We start from the raw sequence: 24,776 nt of genomic DNA, 5'->3' as shown, positions 1-24,776 counted from the left end.
CTTTAGTGAATCCTGCAATTTTATGTGATGAAGTTCAACAGTTCATTAATGAACATCTATCAACTGACGTTCATAAATTACTGTTGAAAAAATCCCCTTTTGTAGAGATTACATCCAAAGAATTGGTGGAGCAAATAGAATCCAAGGCAAAAGCAAAGCATAAGTTACCTACTTGGTTCAATACGGAAAAAATCTATTACCCCAATAAACTAAACCTTTCCCAAACGTCTTCAGAAATTACGGCCGCTTATAAAGCTTCATTATTGCATGGCTCTTCATTAATTGATTTAACAGGTGGTTTTGGAGTAGATACATATGCTTTTGCCAAAATAACGCAACAGGTAGTCCATATTGAAAAAAATATGGCGCTATCAAAAATTGCAGCCCACAATTTTGAACAATTGGGTATAGCTAATATTGACTTTCATAATGAAGATGGAGTAGCTTTTTTAAGGTCCAATGACCTTATATATGATTGGATTTTTATTGACCCCTCTAGAAGAGATAAGGATAACAAAAAAGTCTTCTATTTAAAAGACTGCGAACCTAATATAACTGAACAGTTTGATTTTCTTTTTAGCAAGGCCAACAACATTATGGTAAAAACAGGTCCTTTATTGGACATTAATAATGGTCTTACCCAAATGGCCCATGTAAAGGAAATTCATATTATTGCCGTGTCCAATGATGTAAAGGAGCTGCTATGGATTTTAAACAAGGACTATACCGGTGAGCCACACATTAAAACAATAAATTTCAAAGACGCCAACCCACAACTATTTGACTTTATTCTAAGTGATGAAAAAAATGCACTCGCTAATTATTCATTACCTAGACAATACCTCTATGAACCTAATGCTGCTATTTTAAAATCCGGAGCCTTTCAACATATAGCAAATGCTTTTTCCCTTTATAAACTGCATCTACATTCCCATATATATACCTCGGATAAATTAATTTCTTTTCCTGGTAGGCGATTTAAAATTTTGGAAACTTTGGATTATTCCAAAAAATCCATAAAACAGTTAAAATTGAACAAAGCCAATTTAACTACCAGAAATTTTCCAGATACCGTTAAGGAAATAAGGAAAAAACTCAAATTAAAGGAAGGCGGATTCAATTATCTCTTTTGTACCACCACCTATGATGAAAGATTAAAAATCCTAATTTGCGAGCAAATCTTTTAAAAAGAAATAGGCCTTATTTATATTTTCTTTAACTATAAGTTTTCTTAAAAATATTGGGAAAAACTATGCTCTACACACCACTATAACGTTTTAGAAAGCGCAACTACAACGTTATATTTTTAAAAAAATTACATACAATTATCAGTTATAATGTTAAAATTTTAACATTTAAAATTATAAATTCTACTTGGCTTTATTTTTAAAAAAATCAACAAATACGGGCAGTTCAAGAGTTTTCGTGTAGTTGATTTTTAAAATTGTCAATTATGGACTCCATAATTTTTATAAATGATTTATGCCTATTTGACATTTAATTGCTATTATTATATCGGATTTTGATTTTTTTAACATTTGATAGCTCAATCAATTAAACAACAAATCAACTTGCCGAAATTTATTTAAACTAACAAACAACAACGATTATGAATCAAAAACGTGATTTCAGGTCGGTAAAGTTCCAAAAAAGGTCTTCCTTTTTTAAATCTGGAATTTTATCGGCACTCATCTGTCTTGGAGCCCAAATGGCACAGGCAAATGAGAAAACAAAAGCTTCAACAGAATTTGAAGTTAACACAGTACAATCTACAGTTACGGGTACGGTAACAGATGAACTTGGAACGCCACTCCCAGGAACCAACGTGGTAGAAAAAGGTACTACGAACGGTACCCAAACAGATTTTGACGGTAACTTTACACTAAATGTTCAGCCAGGAGCAACATTAGTGTTTAGCTATATAGGGTTTCAAGCTAAGGAAGTAGCGGTAAATGGTCAATCCGTCATAAACACTTCCTTATCTGAAGATGCAGCGGCCTTGGATGAAGTTGTAGTAACAGGATATCAAGTACAGACCAAAAGGGAAACAACAGCTGCAGTTTCCATTGTAGCAGCTGAAGATTTAGCAGCGGTACCTTCTGGAAACATCGAACAACAATTACAAGGTAGGGTTGCCGGTGTTACCGTATTAACAAATGGTCAACCAGGTACTACAAGTCAAATAAGGGTTAGGGGTTTTAACTCATTTGGAAACAATGCACCGTTATATGTGGTTGATGGGGTCCCAACGCGAAATGTGGATTTTATAAATCCAGATGACGTACAAACCGCAACTGTACTTAAAGATGCGGCCGCCGCCTCTATTTATGGTGCAAGAGCGGCAAACGGGGTAATCGTATATACCACCAAACAAGGATCAAGATCAAAAAGAAAAACTACAATGACATTAAATGTCAACAGTGGTGTTGTTGACCCAAATGTTGCCGGTGCCCCACAAATGCTAAGTCCGTTAGAAATGGCAAGGTATACGCATATAGGATACGAGAACAATGCAGCCGCAAACGGTACTGCTGTTCAATATACACATCCGCAGTATGGTACCAATGCCACGCCAACTATTCCAGACTATTTACATGCAAATGGTCAAAACGGAGTAAGTGCTGCAGATGTAGATTTAGCTGCTGTTAGAGCTGCGTATGAATCTGATCCGGACAATACGTTCTTGATCAGACCAAATTTACAAGGTACCAACTGGTACAAGGAAATTACACGTATTGCACCCCAGAGCAGGGTTTCTTTAGGATTTGATGGTGGAACGGAAAATGGTCGTTTTTACATGGGTATTTCAGCACAAAACCAAGACGGTATTGTTCTGGCCCAGGAATTTGCACGTTACGCAGCCCGTTTTAATTCTGAATGGGACGTTACGCCTTGGTTGAGCGTTGGTGAAAACTTTCAGGTTACTTACAGATCTGCTATTGGTATTGCTGGTGACGCTGGTGGTGTAGAAGTAGCGGATGATGAATCTGAAGTTCTTTCCGCTTTTAGAATGCCTACCATAATTCCTGTAAGAGATGAATTTGGCAGCTATGCAAGTACGAAAGCTGCTGGTTTCAATAACCCAAGAAACCCTGTAAGAAGATTAAAGCTTAACAATGGTGATGACAAATCATATAACATTGGTGGATTTGGAAATGTTTATGCATTGATTAAACCTTTAGAAGGTTTAACCTTGCGTTCCAGTCTTGGTGGTAGTTATAGCAACTACCACTATGTAGATTATAACTACAGATATTTAGGGGATTCTGAGCCAGAAGCCAGTAACTCATTCGGCGAAGGTAGTGGCTATGGTTTTTCATGGACGTTTACAAATACCTTTAGTTATGAAAAACTTTTCGGACAACATAAATTGACCGCTTTTGGTGGTATTGAGGCATTGAATACCGGAAGAGGTAGAAATATTTCTGGTTTTGGTATTAACCCATTTTCTACAGATTTGGATTTTCAAAGCTTAAGTGTTGTGCAGAGTCCTGTAGTTCAAAGTAACCAGTTTAAGGGGGCTACCTACTTTTCAACTTTTGGAAAGTTAGATTATAACTTTAACGAAAAGTATTATTTAACAGGTGTACTTCGTCGTGATGGTTCATCCCGCTTTGGTGAAAATAAAAGATATGGTGTTTTCCCAGCAGTTTCAGCCGCTTGGAGGGTTATTGACGAACCATTTATGCAAAATCAAGATATCATTTCTGATTTAAAAATTAGAGGTGGTTGGGGTGAAATGGGTAGTGATTCCAATGTATCGCCAAATAACCAATATTCTTTATTTGCTTCAGATCGTGGCAATACGTTTTATCCAATTGATGGCCAAAACAGTGGCGCCAACGAAGGATTTGCCGCAAGTAGGATTGGAAATCCAAATGCACAATGGGAAACCTCTGAAACAACAAATATAGGTTTTGACCTTTCCTTGTTCAATAATAAATTGGAATTTATCCTAGATTGGTGGAAAAAAGACACTAGAGATCTTCTGTACCAAGTGCCGTTACCAGGTGTAGCTGGTAACTACGCCGCTTCACCATCAGTTAACATTGGTGGTATGAGCAACAAAGGGGTAGATTTCCAGATAATTGGTAGAGGTAATATTACCGAAGACCTTTCTTTTGAAGTAACCAGTACAAATTCATTCCTTAAGAATGAAATTACCGCTTTGGCTCCAGGTATTGATGCTTTTGGTGATAACATCGCCTATAGAGGTATAGCACCAATACGTAATTCCGTAGGAGAATCCATTTCTACGTTCTTTGGTTATAATGTAATAGGATACTTCAACTCAGCTGAAGAAGTTGCAAATTCACCAGATCAAGCGGATAAGGCCCTAGGTCGTTTTAGATATGAGGATGTAAACGGTGATGGCGCCATCACTCCGGACGATAGAACGGTTATTGGTAGTGCTGTACCGGATTTTACCGGTGGTTTAGATTTAATCTTACGTTATAAGAACTTAGAGTTCCAAACCTATTGGTATGGTTCCGTGGGTAATGAAATATTCAACCAATCCAAATGGTTTACTGATTTCTTTGGTACGTTTGAAGGTTCTGCAAAAGGTGTGGCCGCATATGGTTCATGGACACCGGAATTAGGAAACAATGCAAGCGCTCCAATTTGGGAAAGTGCCTCTAACTTAAGTACGAGTGGAGCATCTAACTCTTGGTATGTAGAAGACGGTAGCTACTTAAGGTTGGTTCAACTGAGAATAGGTTATAATTTCGATGCAGATTTAGTTGAAAGTATGGGACTTAGCAAGTTTTCTGTAGGTTTATCCGCAAACAACATTTGGACAATTACGGATTACAGTGGTCTTGATCCACAAGTTGCCGGACCAGATACCAACTTTGGTATAGATGTAGGTAACTTCCCAGTAACTCCAAGCTACGCAATTACCTTAGAAATAGGCATTTAAGAGTTAAAACATAAAATTAACAATACAATATTTAGTAACTTTAAGAAAAAGTAAACTATGAAAACATTTAAATTAAAAAAAACGTCGTTACTCTTAGGCGCGTTGCTTCTAGCATCGATGTCATGTAGCGATGAATTTTTGCAGGTAGCCCCAACGGACTCCCTTGCAGATTCACAGGTAAGTACCAAGGCAGGTATTGACGGTTTATTGATCGGCACATATTCTGCCCTGAACGGAGTTTTTGGAAATAGATTTGAAGGTCCTAACCATTGGGCCACAGGATCAGTTGTTGGTGGAGATGCCAACAAAGGAACAGATGCAGGGGATTACAGCTCACTTAATCCCATTCAACGTTATGAGGCCAGTCCTGTAGACCCTAACAATGATTTTAATAATCTTTGGAGAGGCAGATATGAAGGGGTAAGCCGCGCCAATAAGGTGTTAGCGGCTATTGCCAATTCCACTGAATTGACCGCTGCAGATGCTACAAGACTTTCTGGGGAAGCTAGAATGTTAAGGGGCCACTTTTATTTTGACCTTAAGAAGCATTTTAACAATATTGTAGTTTTTGATGAAACTGTAGCTCCAGAAGATTTGGCTACATTACCAAATAATGGTGATGCTTGGGCTATCATTGAATCTGATCTTCAATACGCCTATGACAACTTACCAGCGGTAAACGGTGCCGGTAGAGTAAACAAATGGGCCGCAGGAGCACTTTTGGCAAAAGCCAAATTGTACCAACAAAAATTTGGTGAAGCCAAGGACCTGTTTGACGATGTAATTGAAAATGGTGTAACATCCAACGGTCTTAAGTATGATCTGTTAGATGATTACGCGCAAATTTACAATGCAGAAAATGACAACCATGCAGAAGCTGTTTTTGATGTGGAATCTGCAAATAATACGGGTAACGTACAAAATGCAAATGCCTTTGACGACTTGAACTACCCTTATAATACCGGTCCTGATGGTCCTGGTAACTGCTGTGGATTCTTTCAACCAAGTTTTGAAATGGCAAATTCATATAGAACAGGTGCAGACGGGCTTCCTTTATTAGATAAATCATATAACAACCCAGAAAATGTGGTTAAGAATGATTTTGGTCTGGAAGCAGATGAACCGTTCGTTGAAGATGATGGTCCGTTAGATCCTAGAATTGATCATGCTATAGGAAGAAGAGGTATTCCTTATTTAGATTGGATAGAACACCCAGGTAAAGCTTGGATCCGAAGCCAACCTTATGCCGGTCCTTATTCCCCTAAAAAGTATATCTATTACAGAAGTCAGGAAAATAGCTTTACGGATGGTAGTTCTTGGACACGTGGTTATGCCACAATGAACTATACCATCATCCGTTTTGCTGATGTACTTCTAATGGCTGCAGAAGCAGAAATTGAAGCACCGGGCGGTTCATTGGACACAGCATTGGAATATGTAAATAGAGTGAGAAGAAGAGCTGCCAATTCAGAACATTGGGTAAAAGAATATGATTCTGATGAGAATGCCGCAAATTATGTAATTTCTGAATATACGTCGTTTCCAGATGCAGATTTTGCTAGGGATGCCGTACGTTTTGAAAGAAAACTTGAACTTTCTGGCGAAGGTCACCGTTTCTTTGATTTAGTAAGATGGGGTGTTGCAGCAGAAGAGCTTAATGAATATTTGGATTATGAATCTACATTACTGGTAACCAAGTTTGGTGGTGCTAGTTTCGTAGCTGGGAAAAATGAGTACTTCCCTATTCCACAAGCTCAAATTGATATTACTGGTGCTGATGTCCTACAACAAAACCCAGGATATTAATTCATAGAAATCACTATTGAATACATAAAAAAGGCTACCATGATTGGTAGCCTTTTCTTTGTAAATCTTTTTATGTTCCCGCATATTTGCATATGCACATTAATAATGAAAATGAATAGATTACCACTACCCCTATTTCTGTTATGTAGTTTTTTCCTATACTTGGGATGCAATGATAATAATCCCAAAAAACTTTTTACAGTCCTTGATGCAACTACTACCGGATTAAATTTTTCCAATCCCATTTTTGAGAATGATTCCATTAATATTATTGACAATGAATTTGTATACAATGGTGCCGGTGTAGCCATTGCAGATATAAATGGTGATGGTCTTGATGATATTTTCCTAGCTGGAAATCAGGTAGACAATGCCTTGTTTTTAAATGAAGGAAATTTAAAATTTAGAGATGTAAGCAAGGAGTCAAATATTGGCAAGACAGATAGTTTACAATGGTCATCCGGAGTCACTGTTCTTGACATTAATTTAGATGGTCTTCAAGATATCTATGTTTGTAATACTTTCAGAAAAGATAGTACTCAAAGAAAAAACTTATTATTTATAAATCAAGGAAACAACAATAAAAACATTCCGGTTTTTAAGGAAGAAGCTTCCAAGTATGGATTGGATGATACAACATATTCCTCGCACGCCCAATTTTTTGATTATGATAATGATGGTGATTTAGATGTTTTTATTGGGGTTAACCGTATAGAAGGCATCAACCCAAACCAGTTTAGTCCTTTAACAGATGATGGTACTTCTAAAAGCAAAGATATTTTATATGAAAATGTATTTGTAGATAGCATATCAGAACCAAGGTTCATAGATGTATCGACCAAGGCAGGCATACGCTATCATGGTTACAGTCATAGTACGCTCATACATGATTTTAATGAAGATGGTTGGTTGGACATTTACGTGGCCAATGACTTTTTAAGCAACGACCTTATTTACATCAACAATAAAGATGGCTCATTTACCAATAAGGCGGGAGATATATTTAAACATTTTAGCCTTTCATCCATGGGCAGTGATATTACTGATATGGATAACGATGGGCGTATGGATATATTTACCACAGAAATGCAGCCCTATTATAACAAAAGAAAAAAACTTTTTCAGGGCCCGAGCAGTTATCAAAAAGAAATTTTTACCAAGAAATTTTTATATGAACACCAGTATACCAGGAATACTTTACAGCAAAACCTTGGTGTAAGTCCAGAAACAGGTCTACCAATATTTGGTGAAATTGGCATGTATATGGGCATACAGCAAACAGATTGGAGCTGGGCTCCATTATTTGCGGATTTTGACAACGATAGTTGGAAAGATTTACTCATCACCAATGGATTCCCAAAAGATGTGACCGATCGTGATTTTGGTGATTTTAGAATCTCGGCAAGTAGATTGGTAAGCAAACAAACCCTGATCGATGCCATACCTGAAATTAAAATTCCAAATTTCATCTTTAAAAATATAGAGGGGAAAACGTTTTATGATGCTACCCAAGATTGGGGACTGGACTTCGGTACATTCTCCAATGGTGCGGCTTATGGAGACCTTGATAATGATGGGGATTTGGATCTTGTCATCAACAATATTAACGACCCGGTCTTACTTTTGGAAAACAATGCTAACGAATTGTTTCCTGAAAAGAATTACCTAAGAATAAAGTTATCCGGGGACAAAAAAAATCCAGAAGCATTTGGTAGTACCATAGTAACTTATTACGATAATAAGGTACAGCGACAGTCACTTTTAACGGGAAGGGGTTATTTATCTCAGCCAGAGAAAACGTTCCATGTAGGTTTGGGAAAATACCAAAAAGTGGATAGCCTAAAAATTATTTGGCCAAATGGTGACATTCAGCTTGAAATAAACCCTGCTCTTAATGAACTAAACGAATATACGTACCGTCCTGTCAACAAATTATCACTTCAAAAAAAGAATCCGGTTTTTAAAAGAGCTTCGAAAAACTTGGGTTTAAACCATGTCACTAAGGATGATGACTTTATCGATTTCAACTTTCAAAGAACCATACCGCATAAATTTTCACAATATGGTCCATCTATCGCTGTAGGTGATATTAATGGAGATGGCTTAGACGATATATTCATTGCAGCAAGTAGAGGGCAAGAGGAAACTTGGTTTATACAAACCGCTAATAGCACATTTAAAAAAACTATGGTATCCTATAAAAGTGATGAAAAATTAGAAGATGATTCCGGTTCATTATTATTTGATGCCGATAATGATGGAGACTTAGATCTTTATTTGGCAAGGGGTAGCGCCCAATATCCTGCAGGTCATGAATTATATAAGGACAAATTATTATTGAACGATGGATTTGGAAATTTTACAGAAGCCATCAATTCTATCCCAGATATGTTTTCAAATACAAACTGTGTAAAAGCTGCGGATTTTGACAAAGATGGCGACCTAGACCTTTTTGTAGGTAGTAGGGTTTTACCATTTTCTTACCCTTCAGCGGATAGATCGTACATTTTAGAAAATCAATCCAACGGAACGGATATAAAATTTGTAGATGCTACTTCCAAAATTAATGCAGATTTAAAGTTTCCAGGATTGATAAGTGATGCCATATGGTCCGATTTCAACAATGATTTTTGGCCAGATTTAATATTGGTCGGTGAATGGACGCCCATTAGGTTCTTTGAAAATAAAAACGGAACCCTCATAGAACAAAAGGACAATGCCAATATACAAGATAAACATGGCTGGTGGAACAGTATTGCTGCAGGAGATTTGGATAATGACGGTGATGTAGATTATGTGGTTGGCAACGTTGGCCGTAATTTAAATTTCACCGGAACCAAAGAGCAGCCTGTAAGGCTTTATGCTAAAGATTTGGATAATAATGGTACCATAGACCCCCTTTTGTCATTTTATCTTAGGGATAGTCTGGGGACCAAAAAAGAATATCTGTACCACCCCTGGCAAGATGTTACCAAGCAATATGTTGGCATTAGAAAAAAATATAATTCATTTGGGGAATTTGGTGCAGCCACTCTAGCTGAAATGTTCAATGATGGGCTATTGCAAGATGCCGTAAAATTTAAACTCAATTACATGGAAACCTCTTTAATAGAAAATATGGGAAGTGGCAAATTTAAGATTCATGCATTACCAATAGCAAGTCAATATGCACCAATTTACGGTATTATGCTACAAGATATTAACGCTAATGGATTCTTGGATGTTATGCTTGTGGGCAATGATTTCGGAATGGAAGTACAACAAGGTATGGCAGATGCTTTCAACGGGCTTTTAATTAAGAATGAAGGTAATTTAAAATTAAGCCCCGTATCTCTTGAAGATTCTCATTTTTGGGTACCTGGTGACGCAAAATCATTGGTAAATGTGCACTTACAGGACAATAAGGAATTGGTGATAGCTTCACAAAATAATGATTCATTGAAAATCCATGAATATAATGACCAAAGAATAGGCTCACCTATCAATTTTAAACATGGTGAAGTAAAGGCACGTATAACGTTTAAAAATGGAAGAAAAAGAATTCAGGAAGTGTATTGGGGCAATAGTTTCAATTCTCAGTTCACACCACGTGTGTTCATGACCACTAACGTAAAGGAATTAGACTTTTACGATGTAAACGGAGCAATAACCAGAAATATCATCAATTAAATAGGACACCTTTAAAACAATATATTAACTACATATAAATACTACTATTTGCTTCACATGTTTATACAGTAAATTATGAAAGTTTACAACCTTGTATTTTAAAATTCAGCGTAAATTAAGGTTGTCATTTAAACCAATCTATACCAAATGCGTTTTCTATCAACCTTTACAATTCTAATTACATTTCTTGTTTTATGTTCATGCACAGAAGAGCCCAAGACCTTGTTTGAAACTCTTCCGGCATCTGAAACGGGAATTGAATTCAATAATCTTATCGTTGAGACAGATAGCTTTAATATTCTTACCAGTGAATATATTTTTAACGGTGGCGGTGTAGCCATTGGTGATTTCAACAATGATGACAAACCAGATATTTTCTTCAGCGGAAATCAAGTACCCAACAAATTATACTTGAACCAGGGAATTTTAAATTCAAGGATGTTTCAAAGGAAGCAGGTATAGAATCTATAAATACTTGGAATACCGGTATTGCACTTGCGGATATCAATAACGATGGGTTTTTGGATATATATGTGTGTTCTGCAATGCTTAACGAAGAAGAGAATAAAAAAACCTTCTCTTCATTAACCAAGGATTAAATAATAACCAAGTTCCAGTATTCTCAAATAAGGCGGAAGAATACGGTATTGAAGAATCGGGCAACAGTATGGGAGCCACATTTTTTGATTACAATAAGGACGGTCTTTTAGACCTATATGTTTTAAACAATGTGGATATACATGTACTTCCTGCAAATTATCGTAAAAAAGCAACTGATGGATCTGCCCTTAGTAATGACAGGTTATACAAAAATAATGGTAACGGCACATTTACGGATGTTACCCTAGAAGCAGGTATTACTATAGAAGGTTATGGTTTAGGATTAGCTATTTCAGATTTGAATTATGATGGTTGGCCGGACATTTATGTCAGTAATGACTACTTGACCAATGATGTTATTTACATTAACAACCAAGATGGCACGTTTAGTAATAAAATCAAGGAGCAGGTTAAACACCAGAGTAAATTCTCTATGGGCAATGACATCTCGGATTTTGACAATGATGGCTATTTGGACATTCTGACCTTGGACATGCTTGGAGAAACCAATCTAAGACTTAAAACTACATTATCAGGACATAAGTATTCAGAATATATTCTTAATGAAAGGTATGACTATGAATATCAACACACTAGGAATATGCTTTAAAAAGGCAATGGTAGTAATCTTCCTTTTAGTGAAATAGGATTATTGGCAGGAGTATCCAAAACAGATTGGAGCTGGTCTCCCCTATTTGCAGATATGGACAATGATGGCTATAAGGATATTTTGATCACCAATGGTTTTCCCAGGGATATTACCGACCTTGATTTTGGTGATTTTAAGTTTAATGTTAGTAGATATTTAAGTCCTGCACAAATCTTGGATTCTATTCCAAAAATTAAAATACCCAACTATGCCTTAAAAACAACGGAAATAATACGTTTGAAGAAGTGAGTACTACTTGGGGACTTGGGGTTCCATTATTTTCCAACGGGGCTGCATTTGCAGATTTAGACAATGATGGTGACTTGGATTATGTCGTAAACAATATAAATGACAAAGCTTTGCTTTTTAGAAACACCGCAGATAAGCTAGATCAAAAAAACATAATTTTTTGACCATAAAGCTAACTGCAAACAATGCCCTTACTGTTGGTTCCAAATTGGTTCTAACATTGCCAGACGGCACATTTCAGTACCATGAACACAATACCTATAGGGGCTATATGTCCACAGTAGAAGGTATTGTTCATTTTGGTTAGGGCAAAATTAACGAAATACAAAGTGTGGAGGTGTTATGCCCAGATGGCAAATTTCAAAAATTGGACAATATTAAGGCCAATGAAAAAATAGTACTGGAAAACGCAAATGCAGCTTTGGTTTCATTGAATGAACTAAAATTTCCCCTAGCCCAAAACCTCCCTGAAACAATTTTTTAGGAAGTCTCAAGATCCATTGGCATACAATTTAAACATGAGGAAACGGATAAGATAGATTTTAATATTCAGCGAACGCTACCGCACAAGCTTACACAAAATGGCCCGCAAATTGCCGTGGCGGATATTAATGGTGATGGCACGGAAGACTTCATTATAGGAAGTACTTCCGGAACTTCGCCACAATTGTTCACACAGGATACCAACGGTACTTTTAGTCAACGGTCTCGGTCTCTATATATCAATGAGGAAGATTTTAAGTTTGAAGAAGAGAGTATAGTATTTTTCGATTTGGAGAACGATGGCGATTTAGACCTTTATCTAGTATCTGGCAGTAATCAATTTGCTTTGGGCGACACATCTTACTACGATCAACTTTTACTCAATGACGGTAATGGTAATTTCACTCAATCCAAAAACAAAGCACCTGAAATAAATTCAAGCGGATCGGTAGTCGTAGCCAATGATTTTGACAAAGATGGCTTTACAGACCTTTTTATTGGAGGACGAACACCTTATGGCCAATACCCTACCCCATAAAAAAGTTATTTATTAAAAAACATAAACGGAACCTTAAAAGATGTTACCAATGAACTAGCTCCCCAAATAAATGAACTGGGTAAGGTAACGGATGCTATTTGGGCAGATGTGGACATGGATAATTATGATGATCTTATAGTAGTAGGTGAGCTAATGCCCATTTCTATTTTTAAGAATAATGGTAGTGGTTTTCAAAAGCTACAAAACACGGGAGTGGATAATTTACGTGGTTGGTGGGAAAGTATTTCTAAAGTTGATATGGACAATGATGGAGATTTGGATTTTATAATATGCAATTTAGGTGCCAATAATTTTTACCGCCCACCACTGGAAAGACCTACTACGGTGATCGCCAAGGATTTTGACAATAATGGTACGTTAGACCCTGTTGTATTTTCCTATTTTAAAGAAAGCTTTGAAAATCCGGTCCAAAAATCTTTTCCTATACATTTTTGGGCAGACTTAAATGGACAAAGTCCTATATTCCGCGCAAAATTCAATTCATTTAAATCTTATTCCAAAGCAACAATCAAAAATCTTTTCAATGAAAATGAAATAAAAGGCGCAACTACATTGACCGCAAATTTTGATAAAAGTATTTTTCTTGAGAATGTTGGCAATGGTATTTTTAAGCATTCCGAATTACCCATAGAAGCTCAATTTGCCCCAATCAATGACATAGCTATCCTAGATTATAATAATGACTCATTAAATGGATTATCTAATTGATATTTAGAACAATAGCACGTTCCCGTTAATTAAATCATCATTATTTGTGTAGCATTTTAGTAGCCAATAGATGTAATCTTCCCCATTTGGCACTGTAGGATTTTACGACCGAGATTTATAAATATCCGGATGACATTCCATACATGTTTCAGAACCAACAAAATTAGCCCCGTTATAATGTGTAGCCACTATTTCAGGCTCAAGATAATCCGAAATCTTCATAGAGTTCCTTATGGACCAAATCCCATAAGCCAGCAGCAGGAGCAGAATTTAAATTAAAGTGTATTTAATATTCCTTCTGCTATCCATGCCCTATACTTCTAACTAGTTTAATTCCTGATTCATAAACCAGTCGTACAATGCATCGGTCTCATAAGCCTTTATCCATGCACTATGCCCAACATTTGGATATTTGGTAAATAGGACATCATACCCCATTTCCTTAAGTCGATCCACCATAGTTTCAGATTCTTCAATTGGGATAGACTTATCCTTTTCTCCATGAAACACCCAAATTGGCATTTTTTTATTGATCCAAGATGCATAGGGCACCGGCGTCATACCACAAACAACGGCCATTGCGGCAAAGGTTTCAGGGTACTGAACCGCAAGTTCCCACGCAGCACCTCCGCCTCTACTAAGGCCCGTTAAGTAGATACGTCTTTTATCTATTCTATTAGTCGCCACTATAGAGTCCAACAATTGTTTCACGGCCCTTGTGTTCCACCATTTTTTTTCATTGGGGTTTTGAGGGGCCAAAATCAAAAAAGGAAATTTCTTCCCTTGGGCAATAAGTTTTGGAGGACCATTTCGTTTAACGGTCACCAGGCTATCGCCAGATTCGCCTCCACCGTGCAAAAAAAGCAAAATAGGAAAATCCTTTTCTGGCTCGGTTTCGTAATTTTCCGGATAGTATAGGTAATAGGCAAGATGCTCCCTTACATTGGTCTCCATGGCATCATCGATTAAGATTGCTCTTTCTTGGGAAGCACAATTTTGAAATAGTACAAGTAGAATTACATATAAAATATACTTCATTGATGACAGTGAATTAGTCTATCAAATGTACCAAAAAAGGATGGGTTACAGTCTAAAATAATAATACGCTAAAGGAATTATAATCCTACCCGTGAAAGCCTATATAACCTGTTTGCATAAAAAAAGAGCTAAAATGTTTTAGCTCTTTTTTTACTTTAAAGTGTATTTACCTATCTATATAAGGTAAAATGGCCAACATATCTTATTTCTGCGGTATTGGCATTGACAACATACCAATAATCTCCAGTAGGCACTTCTTTACCTTCGTAGGTTCCGTCCCAACCACTTACCTCGTCCAGAACTGCTACAACCCTACCGTAACGGTCATATATTTTGACGACAACCCCATCAAACAGGTCTCTATTATTAGGAGACCAAATGTCGTTCAGGTTATCTCCATCTGGTGAAAAGAAATTTGGAAACTCCAACATTCCCGTAAACTCAAACGGCACATCTAATTGCAGCTCACATCCCATTTGGTCCACTACCCTAACATTTACCATTCCGCTTTCATTTGTCGTGTACGTAGTTTCCGTACCATAAGACCTACTATTAAAGAAAAATTCGTAGTTACCAAAACCACCGGTGGCCACGGCCACAATTTCATTTGGACCAGTTTTATCAACGGAAAGACTTAAGGGCTCATAACTATCTATAGAAAATTCCACACTATTTGTACACCCATTTTCATGATAGATATAGACTGTATGGTCCCCAGCTGGCAAATCTCCCCAAATATATTCCTCCGTTGCATTGGCACTAATAGGGTCTGTAGGATCTATGGGATCTAAAGCGAACATTAATTGTGATGCCTGAACATCTCCGCCCCAGTTAATCGTAGTGGTATTTGTTGGAAATATACCATCACAACCATATTGAACTTGTGGTGCGGCAGAAAGGTCAACCCCAATATTTACGGTAAAAACTTCCATGGTTCCACAGAGATTTACATCCTGAACATAGATTGCATAAGAAGCCCCTCCTTGTAAGTTTTCTATACGATCGCCTAAATAGGGTTGAAAAGTTTCCGTTCCTGTTTCATCAACTGGATCGATCATTTCAATTTTATATTCATAGTATGGGGTATTACTGACCAATACGTCCGTAAAAGGGGTACCACCAATAATGTTAAAGGACATTGAGCCATCATTGGCACCTATACATAGTTCTGCCATGGTCTCTATATCCACTATCTGTATTTGATCGGGAGCCTCAATGGTAATGACATCTTTTTCAAAACAACCATTTTCGTCCTGTATCAAAATTTCATAAGATCCGGCTTCAAGTTCATCAAACGTATAACTGCCAGGATTTTCAGCATCGCTAAAGAATTCATTAAAATTAGGTGCGATCGCAAATTGTATTAAACCAACACCTCCTTCACTAACGGTTATAGTTATAGAACCGTCCGCCTCACCGCTACAGGTGACATTGGTAGCAATGGCATCAAAAACAATAGGTTCCGGTCTAACAATCTCAAATGGTCCCGCTATATCCATACAAGTGGATCCACTCGTTACCGCTATATAATAATTTGTTCCTTCCGGAAGGCCCTCAAAAGTACCATTGTCCTGAGGCCCTCTAACCATAGTAGCGGTTGCAACAGGGTTAAAAGCATCAATTGGATCACCTTCAAAAAGGTAAAACAAGTCTTCGCCCACACCACCATTAACAAAGGATTCTATACGGCCATCCAACTCAGAGGCACAGGAAATATCATCGGGTAAATTGGGCAATAACGTAATTCCGGTAGCATTGGTCATAGTAATACCATTACTCCTAATTGAAGGACAAGCACCGGCGGAATTTACCTTTCTCACATCAAACTGATAAGTAATTCCTTCTACTCCTGATATTAATATTGAAGTACCGTTCATAGGTTCGTAACCACCTATTGCCACATTGTTCTCTACCCTTAAATATTCATAAGAAAAAGAAAGATCGGGATTTTCAACGGTCAACCTCATTTCTCCGTCACCACCACAACCTGGTACTCTGGTCTGCACCAAAAGGGGTTGGATTGGCGGAGGTGGGTCAACATAATAGGCATCGGTAACAAAAGAACATCCAAAACTGGAAGAAACCTCAATTGCATACCAACCAGCACTAATGTAACCTCCACTATCACCAATAAAGGTAGGTGTATTCTGTAATCCACTTTGGGAAATGATATCCGTATTATCATTACTATTAAGGTAAAGCAAAGTGTAATTATATCCTGCACCGGCAAAACCACCACTTGCCCCGGCAATTGCCGTTGCACTATCGCCAGAGGTAACATCAAAAGCCTCCAGTACCGCATTGTTCCCGTTGGGGCAGTCAAGGCCCTGGGGCTCTCTTATACCTGCTACAATTTGTGGAACTTCATCCAATTCAATTTCAAAAGTGTCCGTACACAATTCAGAATCACGTATTTCCACTTGATAAAAACCATAAGATAATCCCGTAAAGCTATTGACGTTAGAAAATGCCGCTATTTCAGTAGTATATGTTGCCCCACCATCGGCGCTCATTAACAAACGGTATTCATAAGGTAAGTTGTCCCATCCTCCGGTACCTGTGGCTTCTATTTCACCTGTATCGTTAGTACAACTAACATTACCAATTGCAACTGCATTAACCGTTAACGGTCCATTAGGGGTTCTAATATTAGCTACGTTACTGGTTGCCGAACAGAATGGCATACCTACGGATACTATATCCACTATTAAGTTTCCACCGGGTAAATTCTCTATTCTTGCTTCATCACCATTACCATCCGGAAAATTGGCCGTATTGAACGTTCCCGTAGCCAAGGGAGTTGTTCTTGAAATGTCATCTGCCTCATAGACGGTATAATCAAATATACCGGAATAATCACTGACCGTAATGAACAATGCCCCATCATTTCCTGGGTTAGCACAACTTACTGGTTTAGCCTCGCTTATGACGACCCTTGGTTGCAGAGGTTCAATAACCGTATGAACCGGCATAGGATACGTACAGCCAACCGTATTATCAACAACCTCAAAAAGATAATCGCCGGCAGCAGGCAATAAAACATCTACATAGTCATTTCCTGTTGTATTAGTTACAGGAGTAACGCTTGCGACCGAAATTGTATTCACCGTAAAATCCGTAGTACCCAAAACTTGGATACGTACCACTTCATCATCCCTACAATTTAGAGGTTCCACATTTATTATAGATGGAACCACATCCGTAGGCGGATAGATTCTAGGCACATCAAAAGTAGTTTGACATCCATTACCATCTATTGCATAAACGGTTATGTCCTGTGGATAACCATTATCGACAATTTCAAACGTATTGCCAGATTGATAGTTGGAGAACCCGGTGATACTATACTGATACCCAGATCCAACAGTGCCCGGATCTAAAACATTTATTGAAATAATGGTTGAGCTATAACGGTTTGCACCCGGTTCACAAGCAAAATCCGGAGCCGAAGCTTCTATTGAAAATACCGCAGGTTCGCTAATTGTCACCTCTACAAGGTCCGTACATCCCAGATCTGTTACAACCTCAGCAACATAATCCCCAGCACTTAAACCTGTAAATGAACCAGACAGGTTAGTAGTCATTGGCGTTGCCGAACTGGGTAATGGCAAGGTGCCTGTGTATAAATTATATGCGGCAATCCCATCAACATCTGACCCACCGGCCAATATTAAGTTGATACTACCGTCATCCGCCCCGTTACAACTTATATTGCTTGCCCCGTCAGCTATAATACTAGGAGCCGTAGGTATGGTACTTATAATATCATATACGGTAAACGGACAATAAATGGTACCGTCATTTACAAGATCATCCACCAGCACAACTTGGTATTCCCCTGCCGGTACTCCTGTAAATACTCCTGTAGCATTATCAGCGATATAATTTCCTAAGCTATCCTGTAATTCAAAATTAAAATTACCGCTACCACCATTGGCATAAACCGTAATTTCCCCATCAGAATCCGTACAATTTGGCGGTCTGGAGAATTCACCTGTTGCGGATAATACCTGATACACTTCAGGATCGGCAGCACCAACACAGCCGTTTGCATCCATAACATCTACATGGTACACCCCTACACTGTTAACGGTAAAGGTTGTGATCCAAGGATCGGTATCATTGGCCCTGGTACCTAGTTGACTTACACCGCCCAAGGTAAAGGTTGGCGTATTAATATAGGCCGGTAAGGATAGGTCAATGGTAAAGCTAGCCGCAGTTACATCACATTGGTTACTTACCAAAAAAGTGGGCGCCGGCAATGGTGGGTCTTCCGTAATTATTGCCGCTGAAATCCTATAGGAGCAATTCCTGGAATCCCTCACCCAAATATCATATTCAATTCCCGCTCCGGGAGCACCAGGCAACGTAACGGTAGAGGCATCCGTAAAATCGTCAGACGGATCACCGGGAGTAAGTGTTCCATTTTCATCTACAGGGGTACCTGCAGGCACGTAAGCATATTCATAAGGACTACCGGTAGCAAAAGGTGCACCACCACTACCCCTTACGGTAAGTTGGCCTTCCGCATTACAGTTAGAGTTTATATTTTCCAAAATATCCACCCTTGGAGCATTCAAAAGAGCTTCTGCCTGTGCACCATCTGAACATTGTGTACCATTATCAAAAACCAAGATACTATAAGCACCTTCTGGAACTTGGTATGTGAAATTTGTTTCTGATCTTGTTTCGGCAATAAACAGGTCTCCTGTCTCTGTATTTCGTATTTCAATATCCAATAACCCCGTAGTACCTGTAACAGAATAGGTCAATCCTACTTCATTTCCAGGAATACAGGTAGCATTATCAATAGCAAGGTTTACGTCTACGGTAGAAGGTCCTTGCGGCACCTCAATAATTTCTTGGTACATACAACCCGAGAACGTATCTACTACCTCAACCGTAAATACCTCACCAAATTGAATATTTGGAAAACAATACCTTCTTATTTCACTTGGAGGTGTACCTCCCAATGAAATATACGGCGGATTAGTACCATCTAAAATACGGATTTCAAATGGTCCAGTACCACCAACAATATCTACGCAATAGGGAAATCCGCCCGGTGTACATGTTGGCGGCAATAACGTATTATCCGGTTGAATCTGTACCGTTGCATTACCAATTGTAACCGTATCCACATCCCTACAACCTCTAGAGTCCAAAGTAACCAATTGATAGTTTCCTTGTACAATATCTGAATGGGTGATATTTAAAGGGTAAATTGTTGAACCATCCGTTTCCACTCTTGTAATTTCATTTCCAAAAAGGTCTTCAACGATATACACAAATTCTGGCACACCTCCACTTACGGTAGTTATTTCAATACCTCCGGAAACCACATTACCAATACAGGTAGCATCAATTGGCGCAACCGTTGCATTTGGTGCCACTGTACCATCTGCAGCTACCGTTACTGTTACAACACCAGGTATTAAACAACCTCTACCATCCTTGACCACGTACTCATAATCACCGATCGGTAACCCAGAATATGTAGTTTGAGAAGAATATTGGTATGCACCGTCATCTGCCACGGAATAACTTAAACTACCGGCAGGTCCAAATTTAATTTCATACGGTGGTATACCTACCGTAGGATCTGGCGTAATATCTATAAAACCACTGTTGGCATCGCCACAACTGGGACCAACAGCTCTATGCATAGCGGTAATGGTAGATGGAGCTTCAAAAATGATAGGTTCGCTTATATCCGTACAACCATTATTGTCCTCTACAGAAACGGTATATGTACCATGTTCCAGGGAACCAATTGCAAAATCAAATGAATTTGATGGTAATTGAAGACCTGTTGCGGACGCTACCGGAGAGCCATCCTTGAAAATGGTATATGAGGTATTGGTCAAATCGGATATATTACCACCATTAACAGTAATACCCATGGTACCGCTACCGGCACATGGTATTTCATCATCAACGGATAATTGAACATTGATCTGTGGTGGTATTGTTATATTAACAGAACTTCGACAATTGTTATCATCCTGCACTTCAATAGTATATGTTCCCGGGAACAAATTGTTGAACGTAGGTGATGCGGTAAAGCCCCCGTTATTTATTCTATAAACATGTCCTGTTCCCCCACCTGAACTTGTAACGGTTACAGACGAAGTATTGGTTGGCGAATAACACAGGTCTGCAGCTGCAATACTAATACTTGGTGCAGTCCTAGCTTCAAGGTCAAAGGTAAATGTGGTACTACAACCTTCACTATCAATAGCCGTTAATGTATATACATCGGATGGATCTAGCGCATCCGTAGTTTCTGTCAGATTACCAAATATGTTACCTGATACGACTCCAGTATTATAACCGGAAGGATATTCAAGTGCATATTTATAACCTCCCCATCCTCCAGTGGTTATTGCTTCTACCCTACCAATATTATTATTATCACAACTCATTGGTGTTACTACACTTGAGGTCAAGTCCAAGGTGGTCGCTTCCTCAATATCAAAAGAAGCGGTGTCCGTACACCCTGTATCCGAGTCCGTTATAGTAATGGTATATGTACCTGCACCGGATAATGGCAAGATAACTTCAGCGTCATTTTGGGGCCCACCGGTATAAAGTCCACCATTGATATCATAGGTATATGTATTTGAAAAACCATCAACAATAAAAGTACCGGAACCATCTGCAGCACCGCTACATACCCTTAAATCTCCTCCAGATTTTACGCGCACTCTAATAGAGCTGGTAACTATAGGCCTAAAACCTTCCGTATAGGTACATCCGTTTACATCAGTGATTTGAAAAATATAAGCTTGTGAAGTCAGTAGGCCAATAAAGGTATCATTGTTACCATTATCAACGTAAGATGGGCTAATAATTTCATACCTATTGATGGCCGCATTGCTGGTTGGCGTCAGTTGTACATCAGATGTCCCGGCGGAACAACTCACGTTAGATTGCACAAAAGCCAAATCCGTAGGTGAATCAATATCCAAAATTTCAATTGATGTCAATTCCAATCGGCAACCACCGGCATCACGGATAATAGGTGTGTACGTACCCGGAGACAAATCAGAATAAGAGGTAATACTCGTAAAATGCACACCATCTATACTAAATTCATAACCGCTACCAGAACCACCTGAAAATGGTCCCACAAAATCTATTTGTCCACCTACGGTACCACTACTGGTACAGGTAACATCAGAAACTTTATTGGCCGATCCCGTTAAAGAGCCTACCGTATTAACAGTAATGGAAGGCATTGCCAAAGTACACTCAAAGTCGCCTTGTTGATAACGAACTTCTATATCATTATATGTACCTGCAGCAACAGATATCTGGGGAGTGCTCACCCAAGGGGCAGAGGCACTTTCACGAAAAGATATGTTATACCCCCGTCCATTGTTTATGGTAAAATCCAATTTAGCACCCCCGTTACTACAGCTACCATCAATACCGGCCACAGTTACATCTGGTGGAGACAGTGTTTCAACATCTGATGAAGCACTAATGGTACAACCATTACTATCCGTAATAATAAAATCATAGGTACCAGCGGAAGTTACGGTAAAGATCGTACTTCCCGTATCCGTAGAAGCATTACCAAAAGCAGGTTGTACCGCACCATTGTTCACTGTAAATGTATAAGGCGCAGAACCGCCGTTTGTATTTAAAATAATATCCACACTTGAAATATCCGAACAGCCAAAACTACTATTGACCTCTGTAGAGGCGTCCAAGGCAGAGGCACCCGCACCAATTGTCAACGTATTTCCATTAACATCTAAATGCTGCCTTGGAGGATTGATTCCGTTACCCGGATCACCCGTACATTGATAGGTTTCCACTTGTACGATATAAGAACCAAAACCTACCGCCGAGAACGTATAGGAACTGTCAGGCATAAATGCGGTAAATTCCTGACGTACACCGTTGGAATTCAGCAAAGTATATTTGTAAGGCCCTGGTACTCCTGATGCGTTTACGGTGATGCTACCGGTGTCGCCATTACATAGCGCATCTTGGAAAGTTGCGGTAATATCAATATTTCTTTCTTCAATAATTATAGGCTCATAAGGATATTCACAGGTATTCGCCGTATTTTTTAATCGGGCTTTAACATTATAGGTGCCCGCTGCCAAATTAGGGAATATAGGTCCTTGCCAAGCCCCAAAACCACTGCCATCGCTAATACTGAATTCATAAGCACTGGACAAGTTGGTAATTTGGATCCTACCATCTACTCCACAAATGAAGTCTTGCTTTTCATAAGTTTGGTTTATGGTACTTTTCTTAACTTTAAAATAATAGATTTGACCATTGGCTACAACACGATATTCCGCACCTTGTGTAGAGGGCACGGAACTGGCGTCCAAGGTAAAGGTCTGTTGATCGGCAACTTCCGTGTAACATGCACCGGTATTTGGACATTCCGTATTAATATCCGGACTACACGACCCACCCAATACTTGCCATGAGACATTACTGTATGGCCCACCGGAAAGACTTATGATACGGTCATCATAGTCACCGCAAAGATTAAAGCGTGCAACCGTAAAACCGTTGTCGTCACAATTTTCAAGATTATCCGCCCCTTGAATGATTGTTGCAAACATTGCCGTTGAAGTTGCTTTGGCAATAAGTTGCGCATTCTTTTTCTTGGTTTGTTGGGGTTGTTTTTTTTCTGTGGTAGAAACAGCCTTATCAAAAGCTAAAGACACTTCCTCAAAAAGGGTACTTACCTTAGAGTTGGCTATTGCAGTTGTACCAGCTACGGATATCAATATCAGTAATAGTACAACCAACGTATACCGTTGTTGTTTTGGGAGCATAGGTTAAGTGAAATTTTAAGAACAATGCGATTTGGGATCTTTACCGTTCTTTGTTGTAATTTTTTATACTTATATTTTATCTTTAAATAATGATTAGTCCTTTAATATATTTCTAACGTCTCAATATGAAAAAAAGTATCGTTCTACAGCTTTTATTTGTTGTAATGCTCAATTCCTCTTGTGCACAAAATATTGAAAACAAAGTGATTACACCAAACACTTCTGTTTTTGACGCAGAGTTGTTCGTCGATCAGCTACAGATTCCATGGGGGTTTGCATTCCTTCCGGATAAAAGTATATTGATTACAGAAAAATCGGGAAAATTGATTCATTTTAAGGATGGCAAAAAATCGATGATCGGTAATGTTCCCGATGTTTATCAGCGTGGTCAGGGTGGGCTTTTGGATATTGCCCTACACCCGAATTACGACAAAAACGGATGGATTTATATCACTCTCGCCTCTGCATCGGGCGATGAAAAAGGAGGTAACACCGCACTAATGAGGGCTAAATTGAGTAATGATAAACTAACGGATGTTGAACAATTGTACAAGGCCGTACCCAATACCACCAAAGGCCAACATTTTGGGTCCAGAATAGCGTTTGACAATGAAGGCTACCTCTACTTTTCCATAGGGGAAAGAGGCGACCGGGATATCAACCCACAGGACATAAAACGAGATGGCGGTAAAATCTATCGATTACATGATGATGGCAGAATTCCAGCGGATAATCCTTTTGTAGGTGTGGATGGTGCCAAAACGGCTATATATAGCTACGGACACCGTAATCCCCAAGGATTGATAAAACATCCCGTTACGGGAGAAATTTGGGACAATGAGCACGGACCTAGAGGCGGGGATGAAATCAACATTATTAAAAAAGGAGCTAACTACGGATGGCCATTGGCCACTTATGGCATTAACTATAGGGGCACACCAATAACGGATCAAAAGAGTATTTCCGGTATGGAGAACCCCATACACTACTGGGTGCCTTCCATTGCCCCTAGCGGTATGGCTTATGTAACGTCAAACAAATATAAGGGATGGAAAGGCAGCTTACTGGTAGGGTCTTTGGCCTTTCAATACCTTGAACGTTTGGAACTGAACGGAAACAAGGTGACCTTACGCGAGAAACTTATGCCAAATTTAGGAAGGGTCAGAGCAGTAAAGGAAGGCCCGGACGGCTTAATTTATGTAGCGGTAGAAGGAAAAGGAATTTACAGGTTAGTCCCCAAAAAATGATTATTCAGGAACTATTAATTCTGTTTAAAAAAGTATA

Annotated in this window: 14 protein-coding genes and 1 pseudogene; 13 read left to right on the top strand and 2 right to left on the bottom strand. The window is 38.8% G+C overall.

From position 1 onward, the window contains the following. The first annotated feature begins 5 nt into the window (after window positions 1-5). The 12 genes and pseudogenes from Q2T41_RS16625 to Q2T41_RS16565 all read left to right on the top strand — a co-directional run bounded on the left by Q2T41_RS16625 (window position 6) and on the right by Q2T41_RS16565 (window position 13,644). Complete coding sequence (locus Q2T41_RS16625) at window positions 6-1,187, top strand: class I SAM-dependent methyltransferase (protein ID WP_304436992.1); 1,182 nt, start codon at window positions 6-8, stop codon at window positions 1,185-1,187. Between the two features lie 422 nt (window positions 1,188-1,609). Continuing rightward, a complete protein-coding gene (locus Q2T41_RS16620; RefSeq protein WP_304436991.1) occupies window positions 1,610-4,921 on the top strand; it encodes a SusC/RagA family TonB-linked outer membrane protein in 3,312 nt (1,103 codons plus the stop codon). Window positions 4,922-4,978: 57 nt separating this feature from the next. Further along, window positions 4,979-6,727 (top strand): RagB/SusD family nutrient uptake outer membrane protein, encoded by a 1,749-nt coding sequence (locus Q2T41_RS16615; RefSeq protein WP_304436990.1) that lies wholly within the window; start codon window positions 4,979-4,981, stop codon window positions 6,725-6,727. Window positions 6,728-6,838: 111 nt separating this feature from the next. Beyond that, complete coding sequence (locus Q2T41_RS16610) at window positions 6,839-10,396, top strand: VCBS repeat-containing protein (RefSeq protein ID WP_304436989.1); 3,558 nt, start codon at window positions 6,839-6,841, stop codon at window positions 10,394-10,396. 147 nt (window positions 10,397-10,543) lie between these two features. Further along, on the top strand, window positions 10,544-10,858 hold the full coding sequence (locus tag Q2T41_RS16605; protein ID WP_304436988.1) for a hypothetical protein: 315 nt from the start codon (window positions 10,544-10,546) through the stop codon (window positions 10,856-10,858). Continuing rightward, window positions 10,801-10,995 (top strand): FG-GAP repeat domain-containing protein, encoded by a 195-nt coding sequence (locus Q2T41_RS16600; protein WP_367186912.1) that lies wholly within the window; start codon window positions 10,801-10,803, stop codon window positions 10,993-10,995. Before Q2T41_RS16605 ends, Q2T41_RS16600 begins: the two co-directional genes overlap by 58 nt. Before the next feature lie 68 nt (window positions 10,996-11,063). Next, window positions 11,064-11,606, top strand: coding sequence for an FG-GAP repeat domain-containing protein (locus tag Q2T41_RS16595; RefSeq protein ID WP_304436987.1), 543 nt, complete (start codon window positions 11,064-11,066; stop codon window positions 11,604-11,606). Between the two features lie 42 nt (window positions 11,607-11,648). Further along, window positions 11,649-11,894 (top strand): hypothetical protein, encoded by a 246-nt coding sequence (locus Q2T41_RS16590; protein WP_304436986.1) that lies wholly within the window; start codon window positions 11,649-11,651, stop codon window positions 11,892-11,894. After that, the gene (locus Q2T41_RS16585; RefSeq protein WP_304436985.1) at window positions 11,891-12,058 is read left to right on the top strand and encodes a hypothetical protein; all 168 of its coding nucleotides are present in this window, start codon (window positions 11,891-11,893) and stop codon (window positions 12,056-12,058) included. Before Q2T41_RS16590 ends, Q2T41_RS16585 begins: the two co-directional genes overlap by 4 nt. Further along, window positions 12,055-12,378 (top strand): annotated as a pseudogene (locus Q2T41_RS21060) (ASPIC/UnbV domain-containing protein). Before Q2T41_RS16585 ends, Q2T41_RS21060 begins: the two are co-directional and overlap by 4 nt. Window positions 12,379-12,492: 114 nt before the next feature. Further along, complete coding sequence (locus tag Q2T41_RS16570; protein ID WP_304436982.1) at window positions 12,493-12,915, top strand: FG-GAP repeat domain-containing protein; 423 nt, start codon at window positions 12,493-12,495, stop codon at window positions 12,913-12,915. Between the two features lie 114 nt (window positions 12,916-13,029). Further along, a complete protein-coding gene (locus Q2T41_RS16565) occupies window positions 13,030-13,644 on the top strand; it encodes an FG-GAP repeat domain-containing protein (RefSeq protein ID WP_304436981.1) in 615 nt (204 codons plus the stop codon). 324 nt (window positions 13,645-13,968) lie between these two features. Here the strand turns inward: Q2T41_RS16565 and Q2T41_RS16560 are convergent, their stop codons facing one another. Then, window positions 13,969-14,682 (bottom strand): carboxylesterase family protein, encoded by a 714-nt coding sequence (locus Q2T41_RS16560; RefSeq protein WP_304436980.1) that lies wholly within the window; start codon window positions 14,680-14,682, stop codon window positions 13,969-13,971. A 170-nt stretch (window positions 14,683-14,852) separates the two neighbouring features. Beyond that, window positions 14,853-23,492, bottom strand: coding sequence for a T9SS type B sorting domain-containing protein (locus Q2T41_RS16555; RefSeq protein WP_304436979.1), 8,640 nt, complete (start codon window positions 23,490-23,492; stop codon window positions 14,853-14,855). Between the two features lie 125 nt (window positions 23,493-23,617). Between Q2T41_RS16555 and Q2T41_RS16550 the strand changes: the two genes are divergently transcribed. After that, on the top strand, window positions 23,618-24,739 hold the full coding sequence (locus Q2T41_RS16550; RefSeq protein ID WP_304436978.1) for a PQQ-dependent sugar dehydrogenase: 1,122 nt from the start codon (window positions 23,618-23,620) through the stop codon (window positions 24,737-24,739). Window positions 24,740-24,776 lie beyond the last annotated feature (37 nt).

This window comes from Maribacter confluentis, assembly GCF_030505015.1.
Taxonomy (GTDB): domain Bacteria; phylum Bacteroidota; class Bacteroidia; order Flavobacteriales; family Flavobacteriaceae; genus Maribacter; species Maribacter sedimenticola.
The sequence above is the reverse complement of the archived record's forward strand: the minus strand, read 5'-3'. Positions and strand labels throughout refer to the sequence as shown.